Annotated in this window: 16 protein-coding genes; 6 read left to right on the top strand and 10 right to left on the bottom strand. The window is 53.5% G+C overall.

Translation table 11 applies throughout. The features are described from left to right. Window positions 1-3 precede the first annotated feature (3 nt). The 6 genes from QMZ18_RS34530 to QMZ18_RS34505 all read right to left on the bottom strand — a co-directional run bounded on the left by QMZ18_RS34530 (window position 4) and on the right by QMZ18_RS34505 (window position 9,168). Window positions 4-1,428, bottom strand: a complete 1,425-nt coding sequence (locus QMZ18_RS34530) for a phosphotransferase (RefSeq protein ID WP_322097615.1) — start codon at window positions 1,426-1,428, stop codon at window positions 4-6. Next, complete coding sequence (locus QMZ18_RS34525; RefSeq protein WP_282611003.1) at window positions 1,425-2,321, bottom strand: HAMP domain-containing sensor histidine kinase; 897 nt, start codon at window positions 2,319-2,321, stop codon at window positions 1,425-1,427. The genes QMZ18_RS34530 and QMZ18_RS34525 overlap by 4 nt, the downstream gene beginning before the upstream one ends. Beyond that, a complete protein-coding gene (locus QMZ18_RS34520) occupies window positions 2,318-4,153 on the bottom strand; it encodes an AAA family ATPase (protein WP_282611002.1) in 1,836 nt (611 codons plus the stop codon). Before QMZ18_RS34520 ends, QMZ18_RS34525 begins: the two co-directional genes overlap by 4 nt. 541 nt (window positions 4,154-4,694) lie before the next feature. Continuing rightward, window positions 4,695-5,681 (bottom strand): DUF1612 domain-containing protein, encoded by a 987-nt coding sequence (locus QMZ18_RS34515; RefSeq protein ID WP_282611001.1) that lies wholly within the window; start codon window positions 5,679-5,681, stop codon window positions 4,695-4,697. A gap of 304 nt (window positions 5,682-5,985) precedes the next feature. Beyond that, window positions 5,986-8,304 carry a leucine-rich repeat protein gene (locus tag QMZ18_RS34510; RefSeq protein WP_282611000.1) on the bottom strand — a complete coding sequence of 773 codons (2,319 nt, stop codon included), beginning with the start codon at window positions 8,302-8,304 and terminating at the stop codon, window positions 5,986-5,988. A gap of 123 nt (window positions 8,305-8,427) precedes the next feature. Then, window positions 8,428-9,168, bottom strand: coding sequence for a hypothetical protein (locus tag QMZ18_RS34505; RefSeq protein ID WP_282610999.1), 741 nt, complete (start codon window positions 9,166-9,168; stop codon window positions 8,428-8,430). 243 nt (window positions 9,169-9,411) lie between these two features. Between QMZ18_RS34505 and QMZ18_RS34500 the strand changes: the two genes are divergently transcribed. The 3 genes from QMZ18_RS34500 (at window position 9,412) to QMZ18_RS34490 (ending at window position 11,272) form a co-directional block, all read left to right on the top strand. Further along, window positions 9,412-10,224, top strand: a complete 813-nt coding sequence (locus tag QMZ18_RS34500) for a ParA family protein (protein ID WP_282610998.1) — start codon at window positions 9,412-9,414, stop codon at window positions 10,222-10,224. Between the two features lie 11 nt (window positions 10,225-10,235). Next, on the top strand, window positions 10,236-10,601 hold the full coding sequence (locus tag QMZ18_RS34495) for a hypothetical protein (protein WP_282610997.1): 366 nt from the start codon (window positions 10,236-10,238) through the stop codon (window positions 10,599-10,601). A 269-nt stretch (window positions 10,602-10,870) separates the two neighbouring features. Then, window positions 10,871-11,272, top strand: coding sequence for a hypothetical protein (locus QMZ18_RS34490; protein ID WP_282610996.1), 402 nt, complete (start codon window positions 10,871-10,873; stop codon window positions 11,270-11,272). 131 nt (window positions 11,273-11,403) lie between these two features. Here the strand turns inward: QMZ18_RS34490 and QMZ18_RS34485 are convergent, their stop codons facing one another. The 4 genes from QMZ18_RS34485 to QMZ18_RS34470 all read right to left on the bottom strand — a co-directional run bounded on the left by QMZ18_RS34485 (window position 11,404) and on the right by QMZ18_RS34470 (window position 12,746). Further along, a complete protein-coding gene (locus tag QMZ18_RS34485) occupies window positions 11,404-11,670 on the bottom strand; it encodes a DNA-binding protein (RefSeq protein ID WP_282610995.1) in 267 nt (88 codons plus the stop codon). A gap of 2 nt (window positions 11,671-11,672) precedes the next feature. Then, window positions 11,673-12,038, bottom strand: coding sequence for a type II toxin-antitoxin system HigA family antitoxin (locus QMZ18_RS34480; RefSeq protein ID WP_282610994.1), 366 nt, complete (start codon window positions 12,036-12,038; stop codon window positions 11,673-11,675). A 14-nt stretch (window positions 12,039-12,052) separates the two neighbouring features. Beyond that, entirely contained in the window at window positions 12,053-12,328 is a 276-nt protein-coding gene (locus QMZ18_RS34475) for a type II toxin-antitoxin system HigB family toxin (protein WP_282610993.1), read from the bottom strand. Window positions 12,329-12,494: 166 nt separating this feature from the next. Further along, window positions 12,495-12,746, bottom strand: coding sequence for a hypothetical protein (locus QMZ18_RS34470; RefSeq protein ID WP_282610992.1), 252 nt, complete (start codon window positions 12,744-12,746; stop codon window positions 12,495-12,497). 1,147 nt (window positions 12,747-13,893) lie between these two features. Here QMZ18_RS34470 and QMZ18_RS34465 point away from each other — a divergent pair. From QMZ18_RS34465 to QMZ18_RS34455, 3 genes are all read left to right on the top strand, one after another. After that, on the top strand, window positions 13,894-14,730 hold the full coding sequence (locus tag QMZ18_RS34465) for a M48 family metalloprotease (protein ID WP_282610991.1): 837 nt from the start codon (window positions 13,894-13,896) through the stop codon (window positions 14,728-14,730). 252 nt (window positions 14,731-14,982) lie between these two features. After that, window positions 14,983-18,819 carry a hypothetical protein gene (locus QMZ18_RS34460; RefSeq protein ID WP_282610990.1) on the top strand — a complete coding sequence of 1,279 codons (3,837 nt, stop codon included), beginning with the start codon at window positions 14,983-14,985 and terminating at the stop codon, window positions 18,817-18,819. Between the two features lie 101 nt (window positions 18,820-18,920). Further along, a complete protein-coding gene (locus QMZ18_RS34455) occupies window positions 18,921-20,768 on the top strand; it encodes a hypothetical protein (RefSeq protein WP_282610989.1) in 1,848 nt (615 codons plus the stop codon). Window positions 20,769-20,992: the final 224 nt, after the last annotated feature.

The raw sequence follows: 20,992 nt of genomic DNA, 5'->3' as shown, positions 1-20,992 counted from the left end.
CAACTAGGTCGCGGCGATATAAGCTTTGACACCTTCCATGAGTGCCAGAATCCGTTCCTTCTTGGTGTCCTCATACTTCAATTGACGAAGCAGGTAGCTGTAGGCCGATGCCGCAACCTCACGCCTCCCCGCGGCGCATGTTTCGCCCCACGTGCGGCATGCACTGATAAAGAGCGGGATGGGCGATTCAACCAGATAAGCGTCGAGATCGTTCCAGTTTCGGCACTGTTCGAGTGTAGGCCATGCGTCAGAAAAAGTTGGATTTGCCTGAAGCACTGCGCTCAGTTCGAGGGTCATCGGGTCGTAGCTTGCTACGCCTTGGCGAACGTCACCAAAGTCGATAACCATCAAGCGACCATCCACCGAGACGAGGAGGTTTTCACCGTGTAGGTCTCCATGGACGCAGCGTTGGCGCGTCTGAACTTCACGAGCTTCGAATCCGGGCGCCCAATCTAGCTCGAATTTCAGCTTCAATTCCTCGGCTTTGACATCGTCAATCCAACACTGCCGGATCTCGGCAATGCTTTGACGAACTTCAGCGTTACCTTGAGCCCACTTTGAGAGCGCAGCGGCGGCTCCATCGACGGCTTTCGCGGATTGTGCATCGTCGTTTCCCAGTGCAGCAAATAACGATTGCGTATAACCGTCTGCAAGCTGATAAAATATCCCAGCCGTCGCGCCGGCGCCGAACTCTAGCGTGATCATCTTGCGTGGAGTGGATGCGGGATCGAGAAGCACAACGTGCTGATCGTACCGCGCATTTTCATCCATCACTTTGTTTAGAGGTGCCAGCTTCGCCACGGCCACTTGGATCGGTGTTCCGCTCCCGTCGAAAAGTTGGAGGCGGAATGGGGCTGCGCCTGATTGCCCTGGACTAACCAGCGACACGTCGCAACGCGCCGCGCCGAACTTCTTTGCGAAAATCCGAATGAGACGATCTTCGCTGGTTTGGAGATTCACGCCGATAAATCCCAGCTCAATTTCGCCCAGGGAGTGGATGGCATTCAAGGCCTTGCTGACAATGTCGTCAACTTGGATCAGGTCGATTTTCCTCAGAAATTCCACCGTTCCGATCTTTCTACCTTCGCTCCAGATGTCCGCGTCGTGCTTTTGCGCAAGCATGTCGGCGATGAAGTCGCCCGAAGGTGAACCAGTAAGTACAAGAATTTTTGTACCCGGGGCGGCGACGCGCGCATGATGGAAGACAAACTTGCCGTGATCCGGATCGCCGTCGAGGCCGCCATCTTGCGTCGGTATGCTCAAATCGAGAATCGCGAAATCGAAGAATCGTTCGTCAAGAAATTGACAGGCCCGCTCGCGACAACGGGCCACCGTAATGTCAACATTGGCCGACACTCTGGTGATCGACGCCATCAGTTCCTGAACGAAGTCCTCGTCATCCTCGACAATCAGAACCTGCGCCCTCAACGTTTCCACCTCGCGGTGTACACTGCCCCGCCGTTGCGAGCCGGTTCGAGAGTCACCTCTCCGGTCAGCGTGTCGATTGCCTGGCGTGCTATCGCTAGGCCGAAACCGCTGTGATTCCGCTTGGTCGAGCTTCCAATCTCGAAAGCAGATTCCGCCGGACCAGTGATTCCGGCGCCACGGTCAAGCACCGAGACCCAGTAATCGATATCGGTCTTCCCCCAGTTGATGACCACTGCGTGCTCAGCGGGCTCGACGCCGCTGGCCGACACTGACTCGACCGCATTGCGGATTCCGTTGCTCACCACCATTCGGATGAGCCCCGGATCACCTTTCAGCACAAACGGCTTTGCTCCGAGACGCGAAATTGAGGGCTGAGCGTCGGGAACTTCAGTTTCGATGATCTCTTGAAGGAGCGTGGCCAGATCAAATTCTTGCGGGCGGGGAGCCCCAGCGGCGTTCTTGAGCATCTCAATTGCGTCGAACACCCGATGGATCGTTTCGAGGTGCCGCCACGTCCTGGAATTCTCCCATTCCGCTCCGATTTCCCGCTTTGCGCTGACCATCGCGAGCCCAACTGGAGAAGCAATCTCGTGCAGCAAGAAGCCAGTGACCCATTCGACCGCCTGACCATAGATTTGCTGACGCACCTCTGGAGGCACGTTAATGCCCTCCTCGGGTTCGTCCGGCCGTGGCCCGGTCTTGTTCGTCAGCCGCTTAATCGTGTCCTGAAGGGCATATTGAACATAAGAGACGGTTTCACGTAATAGCGCTTTTCGAATCGCCGGGAGATCGCCCCCTAGACCGACATCGCCGAGCGCGCGTGCGGCCTGTCCGCGGGCGTGTGCTGACGGGGAGGCCAGTTGCGAGATTGCCTCATCGTGACTCATGATCATCTCTGCGCGCCGTAAAACTCGGCTCTGCTGTCGAATGCCTGCAATCCCCCCTCCATTATCATGGTGATTGCATTCACTACTGCGGGATCGGAAAGGGGCGCGGCCACGAGTTGAAAGCCACGCTTGCCGTCGGAGCCTAGCTGCAGAACGAAATCGGCACTCCCCAACACGGGGATGTTCGCATTGTGTGTCGAGAATAGAATCTGACCGTCTGCAGCTCTCGCAAGGATCGAGCGGATAAGCGTGTCGACGATGAAGCCGTTGTCGATGTGGTCCTCCGGTTGATCTACGATGAGTAGACGGTCGGTGTGCCTCAGGACCAACGGCAGTACTACAGTGCACCTCTGGCCCGTCGAAAGGTCTGCAATGTCTTTGTGATCAGCACCATCCAGTAGTGAGAATCTGACATAGTCTTCTATGGCGACGGTGGCGATCGCACCAAGGTCGGCTTCCTTCAGTGCGATGATCACCTTTGCCGCACGGTCCGGAGACATGCCGCCACAGTTAGCCACCAGTTGAAAGTTGTTAGTCTCGATCGATTCCAGCAGTTCACGAGGGCTCATGCGCTGAGCGAGCGTGGTGACGAGCTCGTTGTATTTAAGTCCGCTGCCCCGTAAGGCTTCAGCAATAGCAGCAGCGAATCCTTCGGTTTGGCCACTACGCAGCACATCAATGCGAATGCGCGGTCCGAGAACCTTGTTGAGATCGGTCGCGACCGCCGTGCGCATCTGAAACCGCTGAGTTCTGATCAATTCGAGTTGATCGAGCGCGGCGGTACGACGCTGAATCGCGTTCTCCAGCGTGAGATTGCGCGTGTGGCGGACGGCTCCGAGCGACTCCAGTTGTGCTTTCCTCTCGCGAAGCACCTGGCCCCGACGGATGATCTCGCCCGCGCCCACTTGCAGGTTTTCGATCTGACCACGCAGTTGCCTAGCCTGATCTTCGAATGAGATTTTGTCACCGTTTAGTTGCAACAACAACTGACCAGCTTCGCTCTTTACTGCCACAAGCTCGCTTATAGCATGTGCAAGATGATTGTACGCAGCTGCAGCCCTAGGGCGCAGAACGTCAAGAGGATCGCTGTCACCACCATGAGGCCAAGGTTCATATGGCGGCATCGAGCCTTGCGCGGCGATAAGCGAGGCACACCAACTAGCGATTCCGTCCTGAAATCTCTCGGTTGCGGCTACAGCCACGCCCTTCATTGAGATCGTGCCAGAGAGTGAATTGAGTTCAACGGTTCGTGCCTGGGCTTCGGAGGATAGTGTAGCCAGATGTTGTTCTTGCGGCGCAAGCTGCTGGAGCTGTTCCTCGAGCGCGGGCAGTTCTGCCAGTTGAAGGTTGAGCTGCTCAATGTCTAAGCGAACCGCGTCTGCTTCGGCCGTTAGAGATTGCACGGCGGCCATAGCCTCGGTCTCTGCTGCGTTGAGCGATCGCTGGTCGCCAAGGAATCCATCAAGAAGCTGGAGCCGCCCACCCGGTTGGAGTCCGACAGTCTCAATCTCGGTCTGAGATAAGACGATAGGAGGTAGAAAGGGACCAGATGCGCGTGGAGCATCCTCGGCTGCAGACCTTGTCACCTTTACCCGCCGCGCTCCATCCACCAATGTCAACGTGATCTGACCGGAGCCGAGAACTGACAAGGCATGTTCACGACTGCGCCGGCTCGATTTCTGCGTATATCCCGGTACATCAAGACAAAATCGTATTAACTCGATCAGCGAGGTCTTGCCAGTTCCTCGTGCGCCGATAATGACATTCAACCCCGGGGTCGGGCAGACGTCTAAACCATCAAGGAATCCTTCTTCAATTTGAATGCGCTCGATATGCATGCGGTCCCCTTTGATCGGCCACGCGATCAATTTTGCCTATGCAATCTAGTACAATGCTTTGCGTGATCGGCCAAGTGTCGTGTATTGCTGGCGTTTCCGAAACGCTCGCACCTTTGGTCAAGCGTGAACGTCTGCTGGCCGGGAGGCCCCCATCCTCTTAGGCAACTGTAGCAAACCTCAACGATATTTTTCGGCGAGTGCGTTCCGACGAAGTTCTTAATAGGGCAACGAACTCAAGCTTAGAGCCGATCTGAGACGTTAGTTGCAGTGCGGTTGACGACCGGAATTGGCTCAAAGTCGACTTGCGGCGTCGCAGTGAGAAGTTTGGTTTAAAGATTGCTTAAAGGTCGACTTTCAACTTTGCGATAAGACTGGCTCGCACTCGCAGCGAATGGCCGCTTCCCGCCACCTTTTCGTCTCCGGCACTACTGATAACGACGCAGAATGGCTCCAAGTTGAACTCGCTGGAGACATAATCGCGGCTGCGCTTCTCGTCAGATGTAGGTGCAATACTTTGGTGGCATATTTGAGGCCGATTACCTCATACAATCCCATAGGCCCGAAAGCGCGACCGCCCGGTCAGCTCTCGTACTGCGCCGGTTCCGACCAATTCCCCCATGAGCCTGACCGCTGTCGGCTGCGTGGTCCCAAGCTTCTTTGCGATCATCGGTGCCGACACTAGGGGTTGCTCGAGGACCAGCTGCGCCACTGCCGGCAAGTGCGATGTCGTCCGCCGTCCCTCCAGGCGTCGCGCCATCAATCTACGGGCCATGACCAATTGCTGGTGCAGTTGAAGCCCCTGCCCCGCAGCCTTTGTCACCGCCCGGCAGAATTCTTTGATCCATATCTCCAGAGGAGCAGCGGCCTGACTGTGCCATGTGGCATGGTCATACCATCGGATTGCCTTTAGACCGACATTCAGACAGAGGATCTGACCGGTGATCTTCCCCTGCTTCATGAAGAGGCTTGAGGCGAGCAGCCGACCCATGGTGGCATTGCGGTGTTGGAAGGGACAGAGCTTGTCCCAGGCATGCAAGGCGATTGCTGTTGCCGGCAGGGAGGGAAAGACCGCCAACTGGGGCAGCAGAGCCAACCATTCCTCGAGTGCCTCTTCCGGATCCCAGAAGGGATCGCGCAGGAGCATCTCTTGGGTATCCTGCCGCGTGGTATCCAGTTGGTCCCTGCCCTCCTGCAGAGCAAGCAGGTTTTCTATTGTCAGGACCTCATCCGGTTTCTGGCGCGCCAGACGACGCCGGATCAGCAGGATCGAGCGGGCTTGGAACAGCTCGTGATTGGGCAGTCTGGCATTGGTATGAGCGTCGTCGAGAACCAGATCTTCCAGAGGGACGAGTCCCCCTTCGACCCAGAGTGCGGCCGCCGCTTCCTCGAAGTCCGCCCGACGCAGCCAGGCCTCTCTCAGATCGCTGTGCCCGAGGCACTGGTCGAGCCGTGCGAGCGCGTCGCCGGCTTCATCCCACAAAGTGATGAATTCGTCCCATGGGAGGCTCTGAGGAACTTTATAGGGCATTGGTTTATCGCGTTAATTAATCTCTAATATTCATTAACACAGAGTTAATGATGAGCACTAGAGGATAACTTTGGATGATCCCATCCCTTACGATAAGTAGCTATTATCGTAAGTGATGTGATAGAGGGAAATCTGGAGAAAATTCTGAGATCACGTCGCACATACGCGGCTATGGACAGCCGCGCGAATACAATACTCCATCTCTTTGCAGACAGAGGCTTGGAGGAAAATGTCCACTGAATGTAACGTTGTTCGGGTCACTTTCCTGTTGTGATCCTGTGTTTGGGCTGTCGCTTCTACTAGCCTACGACTGTGTCAGGCCAGCGAGACCGGCGATCAGGAAGGAAGCCAGGACATAACCGGTCAGCTTGTGGGCATAGAAGTAGTAGCGAGCCCATCCGCGTAGGCTGACTTCGTCGTAGTGGTATTTACGCAGCTCGACCACCGGTATGAGATGATCGAGACTATAGGAAAGGCCCCACGGCAGCCCATTGCGGCGTCCCTCCCCGGATGCTCGGAGCACTGTTACGCCCAAGACAACCAGAAGCGAAACCCACAACAGTGCCTGGAAGTACCGAAACCCCAGCCCGTAACCAATAGTCCATTTGAGCAGGCTGAGACCGAGCCAACTGAGGCCCGTGCTTTCGCTTCGTTCCCGCTCCCGGCCGGCGTGGAGAATATCATTCGCCTTAGCGATCTCTCCAGCCGCACGAAACACTTGGGCCAACTGTGCATAAGGCTGTGGGCTGTAGGTCAGATCACGCTTGATCCAATCAATGTACCAATTAACAGAGCGGGTGGTTAGCATATCTGCTTTGGCACCCTTACCCGCAAATCCCCCCAGGCGATTGTATACGAAGCCGTCGAGCTGCAGTTCTTCGGGCCAGGCGTCATCGTTCTCGTCAATACGGTCCTGCAGGGCGCCAGCATGCGTATTTCGGAGCACCAGCCGACTCCCCTTCGTCCATTCGGTCCTTAAATGGCGATCCGATCCCAGGCGCATTTCACCGGTAATCTGCGTGCCGCTGAGGTCCAATCCGGAGAGAGTAGCACCAGAGAGATCAAGATTCGAGCCAACGCGCCCGAATAGGAAATTGACTGGCTTGACGAACGTGGCTGATTCGCGAATGAACAGGCTTGTATGCACCTCAAGGCTGCTCATGCTCACGAAGCCCTCAAAGGCAGAGTTTTTTATATCGATCTGTCCGCCAATCTTGGCGGCGCGTAGGTCCACGTTGTTTTTGAAAGTTGCCTTGTCGGTTATGAGTAGGGAGTCTGCTACCTCCAGTCCGTTCAAGATCACAGCGCCCTCGAAGCTGGAACCAGTTATACCGACCTGCCCGCCTACCGCGGCGCCGCGCAGATCTACTTTGTCCTTGAAGTTGGTCTTGCCGCTCATGAACAGGTTGCCCTTCACCTCCAGATTGCTCATGTCTACGAGGCCTTCGAAGCTGGCGTCTTCCAGTTCAATCTGCCCACCTATCTTGGCAGCAATCAGAGTCAGGTTGTCCATGAAGGTGGCTGTATTGTGTATTAAAAGGCTTGTCTTTACCTCCAATCCGTTCATATTCACGGTGCCCTCGAAGCTGGAGCCGGTTATACCGATCTGCCCGCCAAACTTGGCGTAATGCAGATCCACGTTGTCTTTGAAGGTGGCTGTATCGAGTATGAACAGGCTGCCCGCTACCTCCAGGTCGGGCATGAATACGGCGCCCTCGAAGCTGGAGCTACTCATGTCGATCTGCCCGCCCACCTTGGCGCTTCGCAGATCCACATTGTCTTTGAAGGTGGCTTGATCGCTCATGAATAGGTGGCTCGCTACCTCCAGGTCGGGCATGAGCACTGTTCCTTCGAAGCTGGAGCCCTTCATATTGATCGACCTGCCGACCTTGGCGCCAATCAGGAACACATTGCGTTCGAAGGTGGCTTTGTCACTCATTAACAAGCTGCTTGCCACTTCCAATCTGTCCATTTCCACGTTTGCCTGAAAGCTGGAGCCATTCATGTTCAGGATACTCGCCACCTCCAGTCCGTTCATGTTTACATTGCCTTCGAACGCGGAGCCTTCCAGGGACAACGCAGCTCCAAATGCACTGTGTTCCAATGAAAACCGCCCCTCGAAGCGAGAGTGATCGAGCCAAACGTCGTTGCCGACATATGCGCTGGCTACGTCTATATCAGTTGTAAAGAGAGCGCCTATGATCCGTACGCCTTGGCGTGGCACTGCACCGCTCAAGGATTCATGCAGCAGGACCGTCTCTAAGAAGTGTTGGGTGATCTGCCGGTCCTTGTCCCCGTTTTTCCAGCCGACCGGATTCGTTGGATCGAGGGTTTCGTGATAGCGCTTGTTGAAGTCAGCGATACGACCTTCACAGATTTCAGTCCAAGCCCAGATCTCGGCTTGCGACCATGGCTCGACGTTCCCTAGCTTTTTCTCCAGTGGCACTGTTTGGCATTTTTGGCCAGGCAACGCCGGGGCGGCCATAGCCACGTCTCCGATCATGGAAAGTTGCAGCACAACAGCAAACATCAACAATCTTCGCCCACCCATTAGCCAGAGCGCGATGTCACCCTTGCGCTCTTGATTGATCAGGCTACTGGCAAGAAGCGCCAGACTGAACATCGCTGCAGACAATCCTGTCGCCAGACCCTTGTTTGTCTGTAAAAAAACTTGCAGCTCTTCAAAATGGAGTGTCAACACGGCACCGTTTCACGACTAGTTGCGCAAAAAAATATTATAAAGGGGTCAGTTGCGGGAGGGTGTCATTTCGCCCCCTCCCGCAACTGACCCCTTAATGCGCGGCGCAAGCCAAATTGGAGGATTAATCCAGACCGGCACGACATTCTGCCTCTTAAGTTCTCTGTAGGAGTATAGAAGGAAGGCAATTTGGCAGCTTAGGAATCCAATCGTATGGCCAATGCCGCTAACTTCTGTCCACCGATCGCCACGCCTCGCTTGCGGACCCCATTCCAGATCATAAAAATAATAGCCCCACAAAACAGTGCAGAACAGAGGTGCGACGAGAAATATCCACTCAGAACGCGGCAAAACGTTTGGAATGAGCCACTTTAAAAATCCCGCCAAGACCACGCAGAAGGAGTAAAACACTACTCCGTAGGTGATGATGCTCATGCCTTGAACGCCTTCGATACCTGCAAGAGGCGTTGCGCCAAATATTATGCCTGTAATAACTAAAGAACAGACTATGCCGCCGAGTAGGTATTGAGCATCTTTGCGATACCCGAGTAAAAAACGACCGATTATCAGTAACACCGCAGAATCACATATACTTTCTACGTTTTTGAAAAGGTGTGCCTTATCTAAGTGACTGATGAAAAACAGAAGACCGGAGGGGTTAAAATCCGGATGAGCGTAATGAAAGAGCTTAGCGCTGGAGAGCTGGTCCTGAAAGAAAGTCGCAACAAAGATGAGGCCTGCAAAGAGCGGCACATCAATCCAATTCAGGGCATCTTTTGGTTTGGGCATATAGATCGTGCGGTTCCTTCACAATGCGCTTCGCCAACCTGGGCGTCGCCAACGGGTATGACGATCCGGATACCTTCGCCATCATCTTGAACCCGGCAGATTGACCGACCTGCAAGCCCACCCCTCACCGGGGTGGGCAATCGTCGAAAGGCCGCCCGGCTCTGGAATTCTCGGTCTCTCTGGATTCAACTCATAAACTGCAATACATTGTATTGCTGCTGGCTTGCATCTTTCTATCGTCTGGTGTATAGCCAGCATATTGTATTTTTATTGCTGCTGTCCAGAAGCAATATATTAGCTGCCAAAAAACAATATTATGGCCAGATGCAATCCAGTGTGTTTATTATGTATTGCAATAGCCCAGATGAAGGAAAGCGCATGCCGATAATCTCATTCGCCACGTCAAAAGGCGGGGCAGGGAAGACAACTTCTGCTCTAGCCCTCGCGTCTGAATTGGCGCGCGGCGGAGATAAGATCACGCTCATTGATGCGGATCCCAACCAACCCTTGGTCCGCTGGGCGAAGTTGCCGGGCAAGCCTGACAACATAGAGGTCGTGGCCGACGAATCTGAAGAGACAATTCTCGATTCAATCGAGAACGCGTCTCGCTCTTCCAAAGTCGTTATAGTCGATCTCGAAGGAACCGCGTCTTCGCGGCTGTCCTTTGCGATCGGCGCGTCCGACCTTGTCGTCATTCCTTGCCAGGGCTCGATGCTCGACGCGCCGGAAACAGCCAAGGCAATCAAACTGGTCAAGCAGACGGAGAGGGCGGTACAGCGACCTATCGAGTACGCCGTTCTCTTCACAAAAATTCCGGCGGCAATCGCAACCCGGAACTACAAGGACATCAACAACCAGTTCAACGATGCCGGCATTTCCGTTTTGCCCGTTCAAATGATTGAACGCGAAGCGTTCCGGACTGTTTTCTCGACTGGCGGCACCATTCACACCATCCCGTCAACAGCGGTAAGCGGATTGTCAGCAGCCCAAGAGAACGCATTTGCTCTTGCCGATAGCGTCATCAAGCGCCTTAGCGCAAAACGCAAGGCTGCTTAGGAGGGTACGACATGGCTAAAGACGACAAGTCACCACCACCACGCGCCGCTCTCGATCTTTCTGACCTGGATGCGTCTACGCCTGCACCGGTTCCGAAAGATCCGGCTTCTGTTGCCGCAATAAAACAAGCCAGCGATCAAGCTGGCTTTCCGTCGCGCGATCCCGCGCCAAAAAGACCAAGGGCCAAACGGGTCCGAACGCGGCCTAAAACGGGGCGAACCTATCCCTTCAACACCAAGATCAAGCCAGAGACCTATGACAAGATCTGTGAGTTGGCGGACACAGCAACCGAAACCGAAGGACGAGTCGTCTCAATGGCGGAAATAATCGAACGCGCGGTTCATTCTCTTGATGTTAATAGGGGTCCGCTCCGGTAGAAGGCAGGATCGTACGTTGGTAAGCTGCCGTCCTCATGGGGCGCCTCCAACAGCATTATAGCCATATCGATCTGTTTATCACCGAGCTTTCGCTTGCGGCCGAATTTGGTGCCATTGGCTTACGCTGCTTCCAGACCCCTGCTGATCTACAGTTGCTGAGAGACATTTTGTCGATGCCGGATAACATACAGAACAGCATTCGGAATGCTCGTGAAGGCTCTTAACTGACGTTGATAGGGTCGGTTTTTAGGCCGGGTTTGGGTGTCCACATGAGACCATTAGAATTTATTCTTAAATTCGGAGTCGTGTATTTTGGGGGCAGTATGTTTGTGGTTGCCCTAGTCTTGGGCGGCTACGCGTTTCGGTTGGATGAACCAAGTACACCAGAAGATCTACGGTTCATCATGCTTGTTTGTGCGGGTATCGGGCTGTTCTGCGGCATCGCGATGTGTCTTATTGGCAGAGACGATGTTCAAGGTTTAAGCAGGAAGAAAATCGAAATATTGGACGAGATTGTGAGTGTTTGGGTTGGTGTCGCGCGATACGTCATCATCGGAGTCATCGGTAATTTCGTGCTTATAGCTTTCGGTGCAGACTCCAATGTAGCACTGAGCATAGCTATTGTCGGCGCAATCACAGGCATAATTTTTAGCGTAGTATCTAAGGATTAGCGATATTGGCTTACTGGATCAGCCGCTTATATCGCGGCGGAAACGGCTCGCTCGCGGTCGGCGTCACGGCGGCGGATTGCCCGCTGCCGACAGGAAGAGCGCGAGCCGAAAGGCGAGCGTCCGGACGGGCATTAGGCAGGGCGGAAATTTTTGACGGATAGACGGCGCGCCCGGGCCACAGTCCGGGTCGCTCGATCAATGTATTCCTGGTCGCCCGTTTCAGTCGCTTCCCGGAGAAAGAGAACGATGTCCTCCTCGGTCTCCAGGTAGTCGGCAGCGTCGAAGGCTGAGAGCTTTGCACGAGCGACGCGCCGCAAGGCGGTCTGGGTGACTTCTTCAAGATTGCCTTCTTCCTCAAGGAATTCGCCGAGGGTTGGGCCGCGATGCTTATTGGTCATGTTCACGTGGCCCGCACGGGCTGAATCAAGATGTCAGCAGGAATCTGCCACGCAGAGTTGAGTTTGCGAATTTGGGTAAGAGACAGGCCCGTTTTCCGGTTCAGGAACTCCGAGGCCCGCGACCTGCTCCCCAAAAGTCTGGCAAGCTCAGACCTTTCTAGGCCGTTCTGTTCGAGATAAAACTTCACGGCTTCGACTGGGTCCGGCGCTTCAATCGGGAAGCTCTTTTCCTCGTAATCCTCTACCAGAATGCTGAGGAGTTCGAGCCGGTCATGGGCTTCCGAACCTGGCTCCGCATCCCAAAGCTCTTCAATCATGCCAAGCATGGCCTTATGATCTTTCTCACTACGAATTGGCTTAATTTCCATCACACTTAACCCTTCTAAAACTGACTCACCGTTCCGGCGTCGATCTGGTCATATTCCTTGTGAGTGCCGATAAACTTGATAAAAGCGATCCCTGCAGAAAACTTGAACCCAACGATCATGCGATAGTTGTTTCCGTGAATTTTGAACCTGAGCCGGTCCTTTGATACGACCTTTGCTGTTCCAAAATCACTCAACACCTCTTGTGGATTCTGCCAGTCAGCCGCTTTTGTCCTTGCGTACCAAGCCTTTAAAGGTTGCTCCGTTTCTGGGTGCTTTTCCCAAAACTCCACTAGTTTGTTCCTTGCAATGATCCGCAATCGCGCCCCCTTTGTTTTGATGATCTAAGCTAGCATGTTCCAAAATATGGAACAAGCAAAAAGTTCCATTTTTTGGAACATTCCGTATGACATTGGCAAAATGTTGCGAGAAAGAGGGGGCTTTCGCCCCCTCCCTGGATCAAGCCTTCAACTCGTCCAGTTGGCGTTTGACGCTCAGCGCCGCGTGGATCCCGGCGGCGTTCAACTGCCGTTGCCAAGCCTTGTTGCTGGGTGCCCATTTGAAAGCGTTACCCTTCAGGATCTCCCGGATCTCCTTTTCGGGTTTGCCGTCAAAGATGATCTGGACGCGGTTTTCCTCCGGGTTCTCGATGATCTTGAAGCCGTCACCCTGGACCGGTTCGGCAAGGGCGTAAGCCGCGGCCGTTTGCAATGAAGCGATCCGCTTCTTAAGGCGTCGGATCTAGGCGCTATTGTTGGATAGCTGGTAATCCTGTGCCGGGCCTTTCTCCCAGGAGTACTCAGATTCATAGGTGGTGACGACCTCGCGTTCGGCCCCACAGAAGTTTGGGTTTATCGGCATAAAGGTACGTGCGGTCCCACAGGATTGGTTGCAGATCGCAGTGGGTTCCTGCCACCAGAATTCTAGGTAAGACGGCCCTAGGAGAGCCAGACAAACAGGATATGAAGCGCCGCTCTGCCTGCTTGTCCGCCAAACGAACCTCTGACGGACACGAGAATTCCTGTCCGAAAGGTGGATAAATGATGCGAAAACGGACAATTTGAAAGGCGGATAACCAGACGGACGACAAGCCCCTGAAATTCAGCGTCGAAACTCAGCGCCCGCGCAGGGGGCTTCAATAACCTCTTTTCTCTGAAAATTCAGGTGCGTATCTGATCCGGTGTGGGACTTCGCGTTCCTTTATGCGGACGTACCCGGGTGGTGCGGCCCGCAGCGAAGCGAGGACACGGCCCGGCCGATTCTCCTTGCAGGGAAGGGGGGTCGAAACCCCCCGTCCTTTTGGAGACGATAAACGCGCGGCCCTGGCCGCGGTCGAAACCTATCCGGTCACAGCGAACACAGTCGCGGAGCGATAAAGGAAAACTGAGAAAATGGCGGTCAGTCGGCCAAGAACCAGCGAACCGACAGAAAGGCAAGATAGAGCAGAACGGCTATCACGGCGGCGATCAGATAGGGGGCGTAGGCCTCGATGAACCAGACGACCTGGTCGTTGACCCAGCCGACCAGTTCAGCAGGAAGATGCCGATCGCCTTGCCGAAAAAAAAGAGCTGGATGCCAGGCTCATGGGAACCTCTGTTCTTGATAGGGTTGATTCTACGTCCGGCGGCCGGTCAATTCCCGCTCGCGCGGATCTTACCCCGCGCAGGATTCCGCGACGGCAATTGGCCAGGATCCACTCGGGATCGGACAGGAACGACAGCAAGGGCGGTTGCCAGAGTGTCCGGCCCGGCGACCGGCAGCAGAGCATCGGCGACAAACCTTGCAAGCGGGTCAATAACCCCGGGTGTGCTAGAATTGAATTCCGGGCTGAGAACCCCACGTTTTGGACCATGGTATTATGCCGTCTTTGGATATAAAGGTGCTGCCCAAGCCCCGATTTGACTATCTGCACCGGCTTCTTGTCGCCGGCGTCGTCGTGGCGATCTCCGGATCCCTGATCTTTACGCTCGTGGGGACCGTGGGCCTGGTCATGGCATTCTTAGCTATCGTGATCCGTCTGTCTCTGACGCCTGATTTGATCCTGAAGTACCACCCGAGTTTCCGGCGGACCCGGGCGTTGTCGAGGGTCGTCGCGAAAGAAGCTTTTGACGCGCTCGACCAGCTGGTCGCAAAGGCCGGACTGGCGGAAGCGCCGAAGCTCCTGATAAGCGATCGGGCGGACCTTGATGCGCAGACGATCTCAACGCCTTTTGGCGCGGTGATCGTTGTAACCAGAGATATGTTGGAGCGCTTTAGCAACGCAGAGCTCGCCGGCGTCCTGGCCCATGAGATCGGCCACATCAAGAACCGGGACGGCTATATCGCCTGGGGATTGAACACTGCCGCACTCCTGGCGCTGATCTTTGTTGTAACAGGAGCGCTCCTTGGCTGGACGCGCTTTGAAGGCCTCAACGCCCTGGCGCTTGAAGAGGGTCAGGCCATCGTAGTTGTGATGACCGTAATCAGTGCCCTTGCAATGCTGTTGAACGTCGTTGTGCTGAGGGCTTTGGAGAACGACGCGGATATGACCGCAATTGCCATGACCGGCAATCCGGCCGCTCTGGCGTCAGCACTCGCCAAACACCCGACGGAGAACCAGGGGAGCTATGCCTATTGGCTCGATGGTCATCCGCCGACCTGTAAGCGCATCGCGCGCCTTCAGGCGATCGCCGGAGTCACCGGATTCAGCGAGTAGTCTTCTACTATTTAAGCTCGGCGAGTTGAGCGAAAGACAGGCTACATCGGCTGTAGGTCGCCGCTTTGCGGGACGAGAATCAACCCCAATTCTAACTGGAACAAGAGTCTCACGACCGTCTTAACGGGCGCTCGGCGTCAATTCGAACGACCAACAGAGGCAACGTTACTTCGTCTGACGCGCGTCTCGACACTTTACTTAACATTGTGATACTATTGTGGTTGCTCGGTAACCGTGTGCGGTGCGGTTAAAATGTATCAAGTCAGCGGAAAAGTGCTTGTTCGAGAGACCGGCATAGGTGTGCCTGATCTGCAGGTTGTGCTGTACGATCTCGACATGCCGGACGAAAAACGCGTCGGTAGTTTGGAATTTCCAGGACAGTTTGGTGAGGAATTCGAATGGCAGCGCATTCCGGGGGACCGCATTGGATCGGTCCTTACCAATGTAGCAGGCGAATTCGCGTTTGAGTTCAATAGTACAGCATTCGCAAACCGCGAGAATAGCCCCCATCCTGATCTGATCGTCTTCGTCCTCGCGCCGGAAGATACTGGCGAGAAAAAGCGTCCGGCACCACCTATGTCGCGTATGCTACATGTTTCTCGGGAGCCGGTGACTAACGCGGGTGCCAAAGAAAGTTGGATTATTCGACTTTCGTACAGCGTATTGAAATTTGCCCAAATTCCGTTCCCCGAATTGCCTGAGCAGGCTACGAAAAGTGACAAAGAGGAAACGCAAAGCAGACTAGCGGATGCGGTAATCAAAGCTCATGATCGCCGACTGAAAAATAATTACCTTCTATCAGGCATCCGTCGAGAGGCGTTTCTCCGCGAATACAAATTCGCTGAGCAAGCAAAAGAATTCACAATCAAGCTTTCTGCCGTTCCTATGAATCTTCGAGAGCGTCCATGGTTCCTCAGCGATTACGCTAGTCTTTCGGCGAAAGACAAATCTGAGTCAGTAAAGAGCGCCCAAATTGCAGCGGCGAAAGCTGGTTGCGATAAGATCAAAAACTTCACGGGCACCTTTAGCTGGCAGATTCCAAAGGTAATTCTTGACGATCTTGTCGTCGATTTATTGCCTCCAACGGACAAACACCCGAAGGGGGGCGTGAAGATCAAAATTGACGATCTCTGCGCAAACGTTGAGGAACGCCTTGGAGGAACGGAACTGGAGCGGCTTCGTGACTTGTTGGATGCCGATTTCGATTTGATATCCAACGCGCTCGACAGCTTGACACAAGATAACAATGAGGGCACGGATGGCTCCGGCAATGAAAAGAGTGCCGACGCTGTCGATAAAGTCACCGATGAGAATGATCAGGTTGCACTAGTACGGGCAAGCGTGTTGGCTCGCATTCGAGACTTCCGGCCGGGCGAACCGAAAATTGTTCTATCTGACTCAGAGCAAATAGGCCGTTTACAAGAGCGCATTGCTAACTTCAACAACTTACCAGCCCGCACCGGAAGCCCTGCGGACGCGGTCTCCTATCACGACTTCCATCGTTTGCAGGTGGCCTTCGAGCACGTTTGGATGGAGGCGTTTGATGAAGACCTGCGCGAGAGCGTGCAGCGGCTCTATCGTCAGGTTGTTCAAGCCCGCCACGATGCTGGCTTTAACAATGATATCAGCATGACGCCTGATCTGAGTGAACTTTCCGAACTGCGCCGTTTTCTAAACGCAATTAACACTGAAGTTGAAATCGGTGCGTTAATTCCAGTGCCCGACGAAGTCGCGTTGTTTGTTGGATTGTCGGAAGATACGTGGCACATGCTCAGCCTCGAACAACAAGCACAAGTCGTTCAACTGGTGCAGATGGGCAGCCGAACAGAGCGGCTCATTCTAGATCTGTCGGAGGTCCGCACTTTGCTAGAGCCGGTTCGAATAATGGGCTCAGACATATATAACTTCTTTTTCGCAAAGGAAAGACAAAGAATCGTTGATCAGGAAATTGAGCAACGCCGCGAACGAGGTGAAATCATCATAAACTCGTCATTGGAACACAATGACCAACTGGATCAGGACTATTTAATCCTTGAGATTGGTCTATCTGTTGTTGAGCGCAAAGGACGAGCTCTCGAAATAATTTCGAACCCAGAAGGTAATTATGGTCGAGCACAGAAGCTTGCAACTGAGATCGCCGAACGCCTGAGCGAACCCTACGCATTCGATATTTTTGTGCCGAATACGTTCAATTTCGGCATCATGACCACGTATCGCCAGGAATGGAAACCAGAGAGTTACCAAGTTGGTGATTTGGTTAAAACCATACCACTCGCCCCCGGCGAGACCCGCAAATATACAACTACGCAAACGATAACGCGGAAGCGATCGGAAAAAGAAGCGGCCAAAGCCTTGCTGTCAGTTAAGGAAGATTTATCAGAGACCCGACGTGCCGATAAGGAAATCATCGACAAGGCGAACACGACTACGAATTTTTCACTCTCGGCCAACGGGTCATTCAGCTTCGGCATTGGCTCGGCAGGGGGCAACTCGACCTTCAGTTTGAACCAGGCGAGAGAATCCGCGCAAACAAAAAAATCCTTTCGCGAAGCGGTTCGCAAGGCCGCGCGCGAATACCGGAACGAACGTTCAACAGCAGTCGAGACAATGGATTCGGAAGCTATAGAGGCGACTACATCGGGTGAACTATCGAACCCAAACAATGAAATTACAGTCACTTACCTGCTTTATGAGTTAGAACGCCGCTATCACGTGAGCGAGCGCATCCACCGGCTGACACCTGTAATCATGGTGGCACAGGACGTACCTGCGCCGCACGAGATCACCGAGGCATGGATCTTGGTCCACGCCTGGATATTCCGCCGGGTTCTGCTCGACGATAACTTTGAGGAGGCGCTCGACTACATCGAGGAAGGGCTGACAAGCGATGAAATCGCGGTCGAAGTCAAAAAGTCGCATTGGGAAACGCAGAAAGCACTGGTTTCCCGGATCGAGAATGAAGTGGCGTCCCGTGTCCGATCTCGGTCCGTTCTGCGCGAGGGCCTGATCAACTTGACGCAGAGCAGAGACTTAGCTGAAGCCGGCGAGACGGACACAAGTACGACCGTAGCACGGGCTATCTTTAGTCATGGCACAAGCCTCCTGTTCGGCGATGATGGTCCTGATCGATCTGAGATTCTTGAAGCGAAACGCAAGGCCGCACAGTCACGCCTTGCTTTCGCCGAGGAGGCTGTGCGCGAGGCTCAAGAGCGCTTGCAGAACGTGGTTTCAGCTCTCGAAAGCGCAACTGATGACTATAGTGAAGCAATTCGAACGCAGTTCCAGAAGCGCGTCGCCGTCGACGCCCTACGTCTCCATATCAAGCAAAACATACTTCACTACATGCAAGCTATCTGGGAGCACGAGCAACCGGACCAGCGGTTCTTCCGTCACTACGATCTCGAAGTGCCTGTGCCCGAGCCCTCTGAGGTTACTTGTAATTTCTTTCAACCGATCAGCCCCGGATTTCCTTTCAGTCAATTTGGCCAGAATAACGTGATTCTAACGGGCAATTGTCCTCCACCATTCTTCTCAGACATAAGTGTTTCAACGCGTCGATTGGTCGAAGTAGCCGACCTAGACCGGCCGCTCGGTTTTAAGGGTAACTACATCCTCTTTCCGCTAAAAGAATGCGTCTACATCACCCAGTTTATGATGCAAGATTATATTGACAATTCGTTTGGTTTACGTGATCCGGACGCGCTTTCGGAATACACAGATGCTGAATTGATCGAGTATGCTGAACGAAATTGGAATGACGTCTCCATCACCGAAGAAGATCGAGTCAACCTTCGCAATATCCTAATCGGTCGCTTGACCAGTCCTCGGAAGACATCCGAGGTCATAATTGTGCCCACAGGCCAAGTCTTCGAGGAGGCATTACCTGGAAGCCATCCGTTGCTCGAACCTTTCAAGCTTCGGCATCGGCAAATCGACGTCGAAAAAGCTAACGAGGAATTGAGGCGAGCCGAACTCGAAAACCTACGGCACGCGATCCGTTTACTCGAAGGCGAATACAGCGATCCGGATATCGAAAAGCGGATCGATATTCATGGTGCAGCAGCTAGCTTTGTGGCGCCTGACGTATAGTAGATGCCGTATACTACGATTTCCGAGACGACAAATTCACATGGCTAGCGAAGGCACACTCGATGAGCTTACGTGGGACTACAATACAAGAAAGGAGTATCTTGTCAGGTTCCACTGTTCGAACCATACCGCTCGCAACGTTGCCGCGAAATCCTGAGATCCGTGCTTTACAAGACGTCGAGGACAAGCTCGATGTCCTTCTAAGGGGATTACAAAGCGCATTCCAATTATTGGCAAAAATGCCCGAAGGTGAAAGAAACGCCCTCATCGAATTTTCCAAAATTGCTGAAAAGGTTTTGGATTTTAGCGACTTCCTGGCCAAGGTGGATGGACTCGTCGCCGAACTTGATAACCACATCAAGGCTCAAATTCAATCGGCCAAGTTTAGAAACAACGAAATAGATGCCTTGACCGAGTCAATTATCGGGGTCGCGATGGCATTGTTGCTGGCAGTCAAAGATAGTGTTGCAGGGATTTTGGCATTGGTTGGGCCGGTTGTGGGCTGGACTATTGACACAAGGGTAGCGATCGACGACATCGTTTCTGCGAAATCATGGGAAGCGGCAAAAAATTTGACGAATGAGCTCATAAAAGAAAACGTAGAAACCGTCAAAATGATCGCAGAGAGCATCATCACGCCCTTCCTTCAAGTCCCTCAAAAATCTAGAGAAGGTCTAGCTCATGCACAGAAAGGACGATATTACGAAGCGTCCGTGACAATCACTGAAACAGCAATCTTACTCGTGGGCGCCCTAAAAGCGATCTTGTCCTTTGCTAAGAAGGGCTCGAACATGTTATCGCGCGGACAGTCGCGGCGCCGGGATATGAGCGCGAAGACATCTCAAAGGGACCGCGGCTTAGAGGACAGTAAAGTAGAGACATCGAGAAAAACGCCGAGAGGAATACCACCTGTTCGCCGCCGCCTTGGTTCGAAAACCGGCGCGATGAAAAAAAAATCACGGATGACAGCCGCCGAACGCCGCAAACATCTTCGTGATGCAGTTGTTGCCAAAATGACGAGATCCACGCGGTCAATCGTTCATAGAATCGATGCAAATTTTGCAACTGGTGCAGGACGAGGTGGTAAACTCAACCGCGTGAAATTACGTCGAAAAGAGATCAAAACGCTTGACGACTTAATCCGTCGCGGAGGCCTAGACATCTTTCGAAAAAAAGTTACGGCGAACGTCCTAAATACGTTCTCGAGTGACGACCTAGCTCAACGTGCCGGCGTTGTTAGGGCACTTAAGGGTGAAATTCTCGAACTAGCCATTCGCGACACACGCCGTTTTCGGAAGATACTCCAGAAATCCAGCCTCATTAAGAATAAAATTGAAAGTAAGCTCGGTCGAAGACTTGGGCCAGTGAAGGTTTCAAAGTCAGCAGACACAATCAACGGCAAGCTTAAACTTGAAGAGCTTTCTGATGGCCTCGTTCACACCGTCGACGAGGCAAACAACAAGATATTCCTGTTCCACATCGTTGAAGCAAAATCGAACAGTGTATTTCACGATCTTACACGCCCCAAAAAAAGGAACCGGAAAGCCAGCGAGGACGTGAATAAAGGAAAAGATCCGGAAGCACGACGAGAGCTATTGCCAAGTGAAGAATACATTGAACTCTTTCCGCAACAAATGGAGAAAACACTAGGGCGATTGGAAACCGGTGGAATTGAAGTCGATGGCACGGCCTATTCGTCAGGAGACATCTACTTCGTCGATCAATATGGAAATTTCGCACCAATTACACAAATTCAACCTCGAATTGCGACGAATTGGACCTTGGTTGGCCCCGACGATTTGTCGCAAAAAATAGTTGCAGCCACGAAACGTCGTCTAGAGGAACGCAGTTCAAAGGTGGTCATTTTAAAAGGTCCATTCCGGAACGGCGCATTGGAATCTATTGTCGAGGCGATTCTTGAAATTATCTCGGACGCTCGCTCTTCCTGACCAAAAACTGTCGGTTGCCACGGGAACATGGAAACATCCGGCCCCACAGAAGTTTGGGTTTATCGGCATAAAGGTACGTGCGGTCCCACAGGATTGGTTGCAGATCGCAGTGGGTTCCTGCCACCAGAATTCTAGGTAAGACGGCCCTAGGAGAGCCAGACAAACAGGATATGAAGCGCCGCTCTGCCTGCTTGTCCGCCAAACGAACCTCTGACGGACACGAG

It is taken from the genome of Pelagibius sp. Alg239-R121, from assembly GCF_947331435.1.
Classification (GTDB): Bacteria; Pseudomonadota; Alphaproteobacteria; order Kiloniellales; family Kiloniellaceae; genus Denitrobaculum.
The sequence above is the reverse complement of the archived record's forward strand: the minus strand, read 5'-3'. Positions and strand labels throughout refer to the sequence as shown.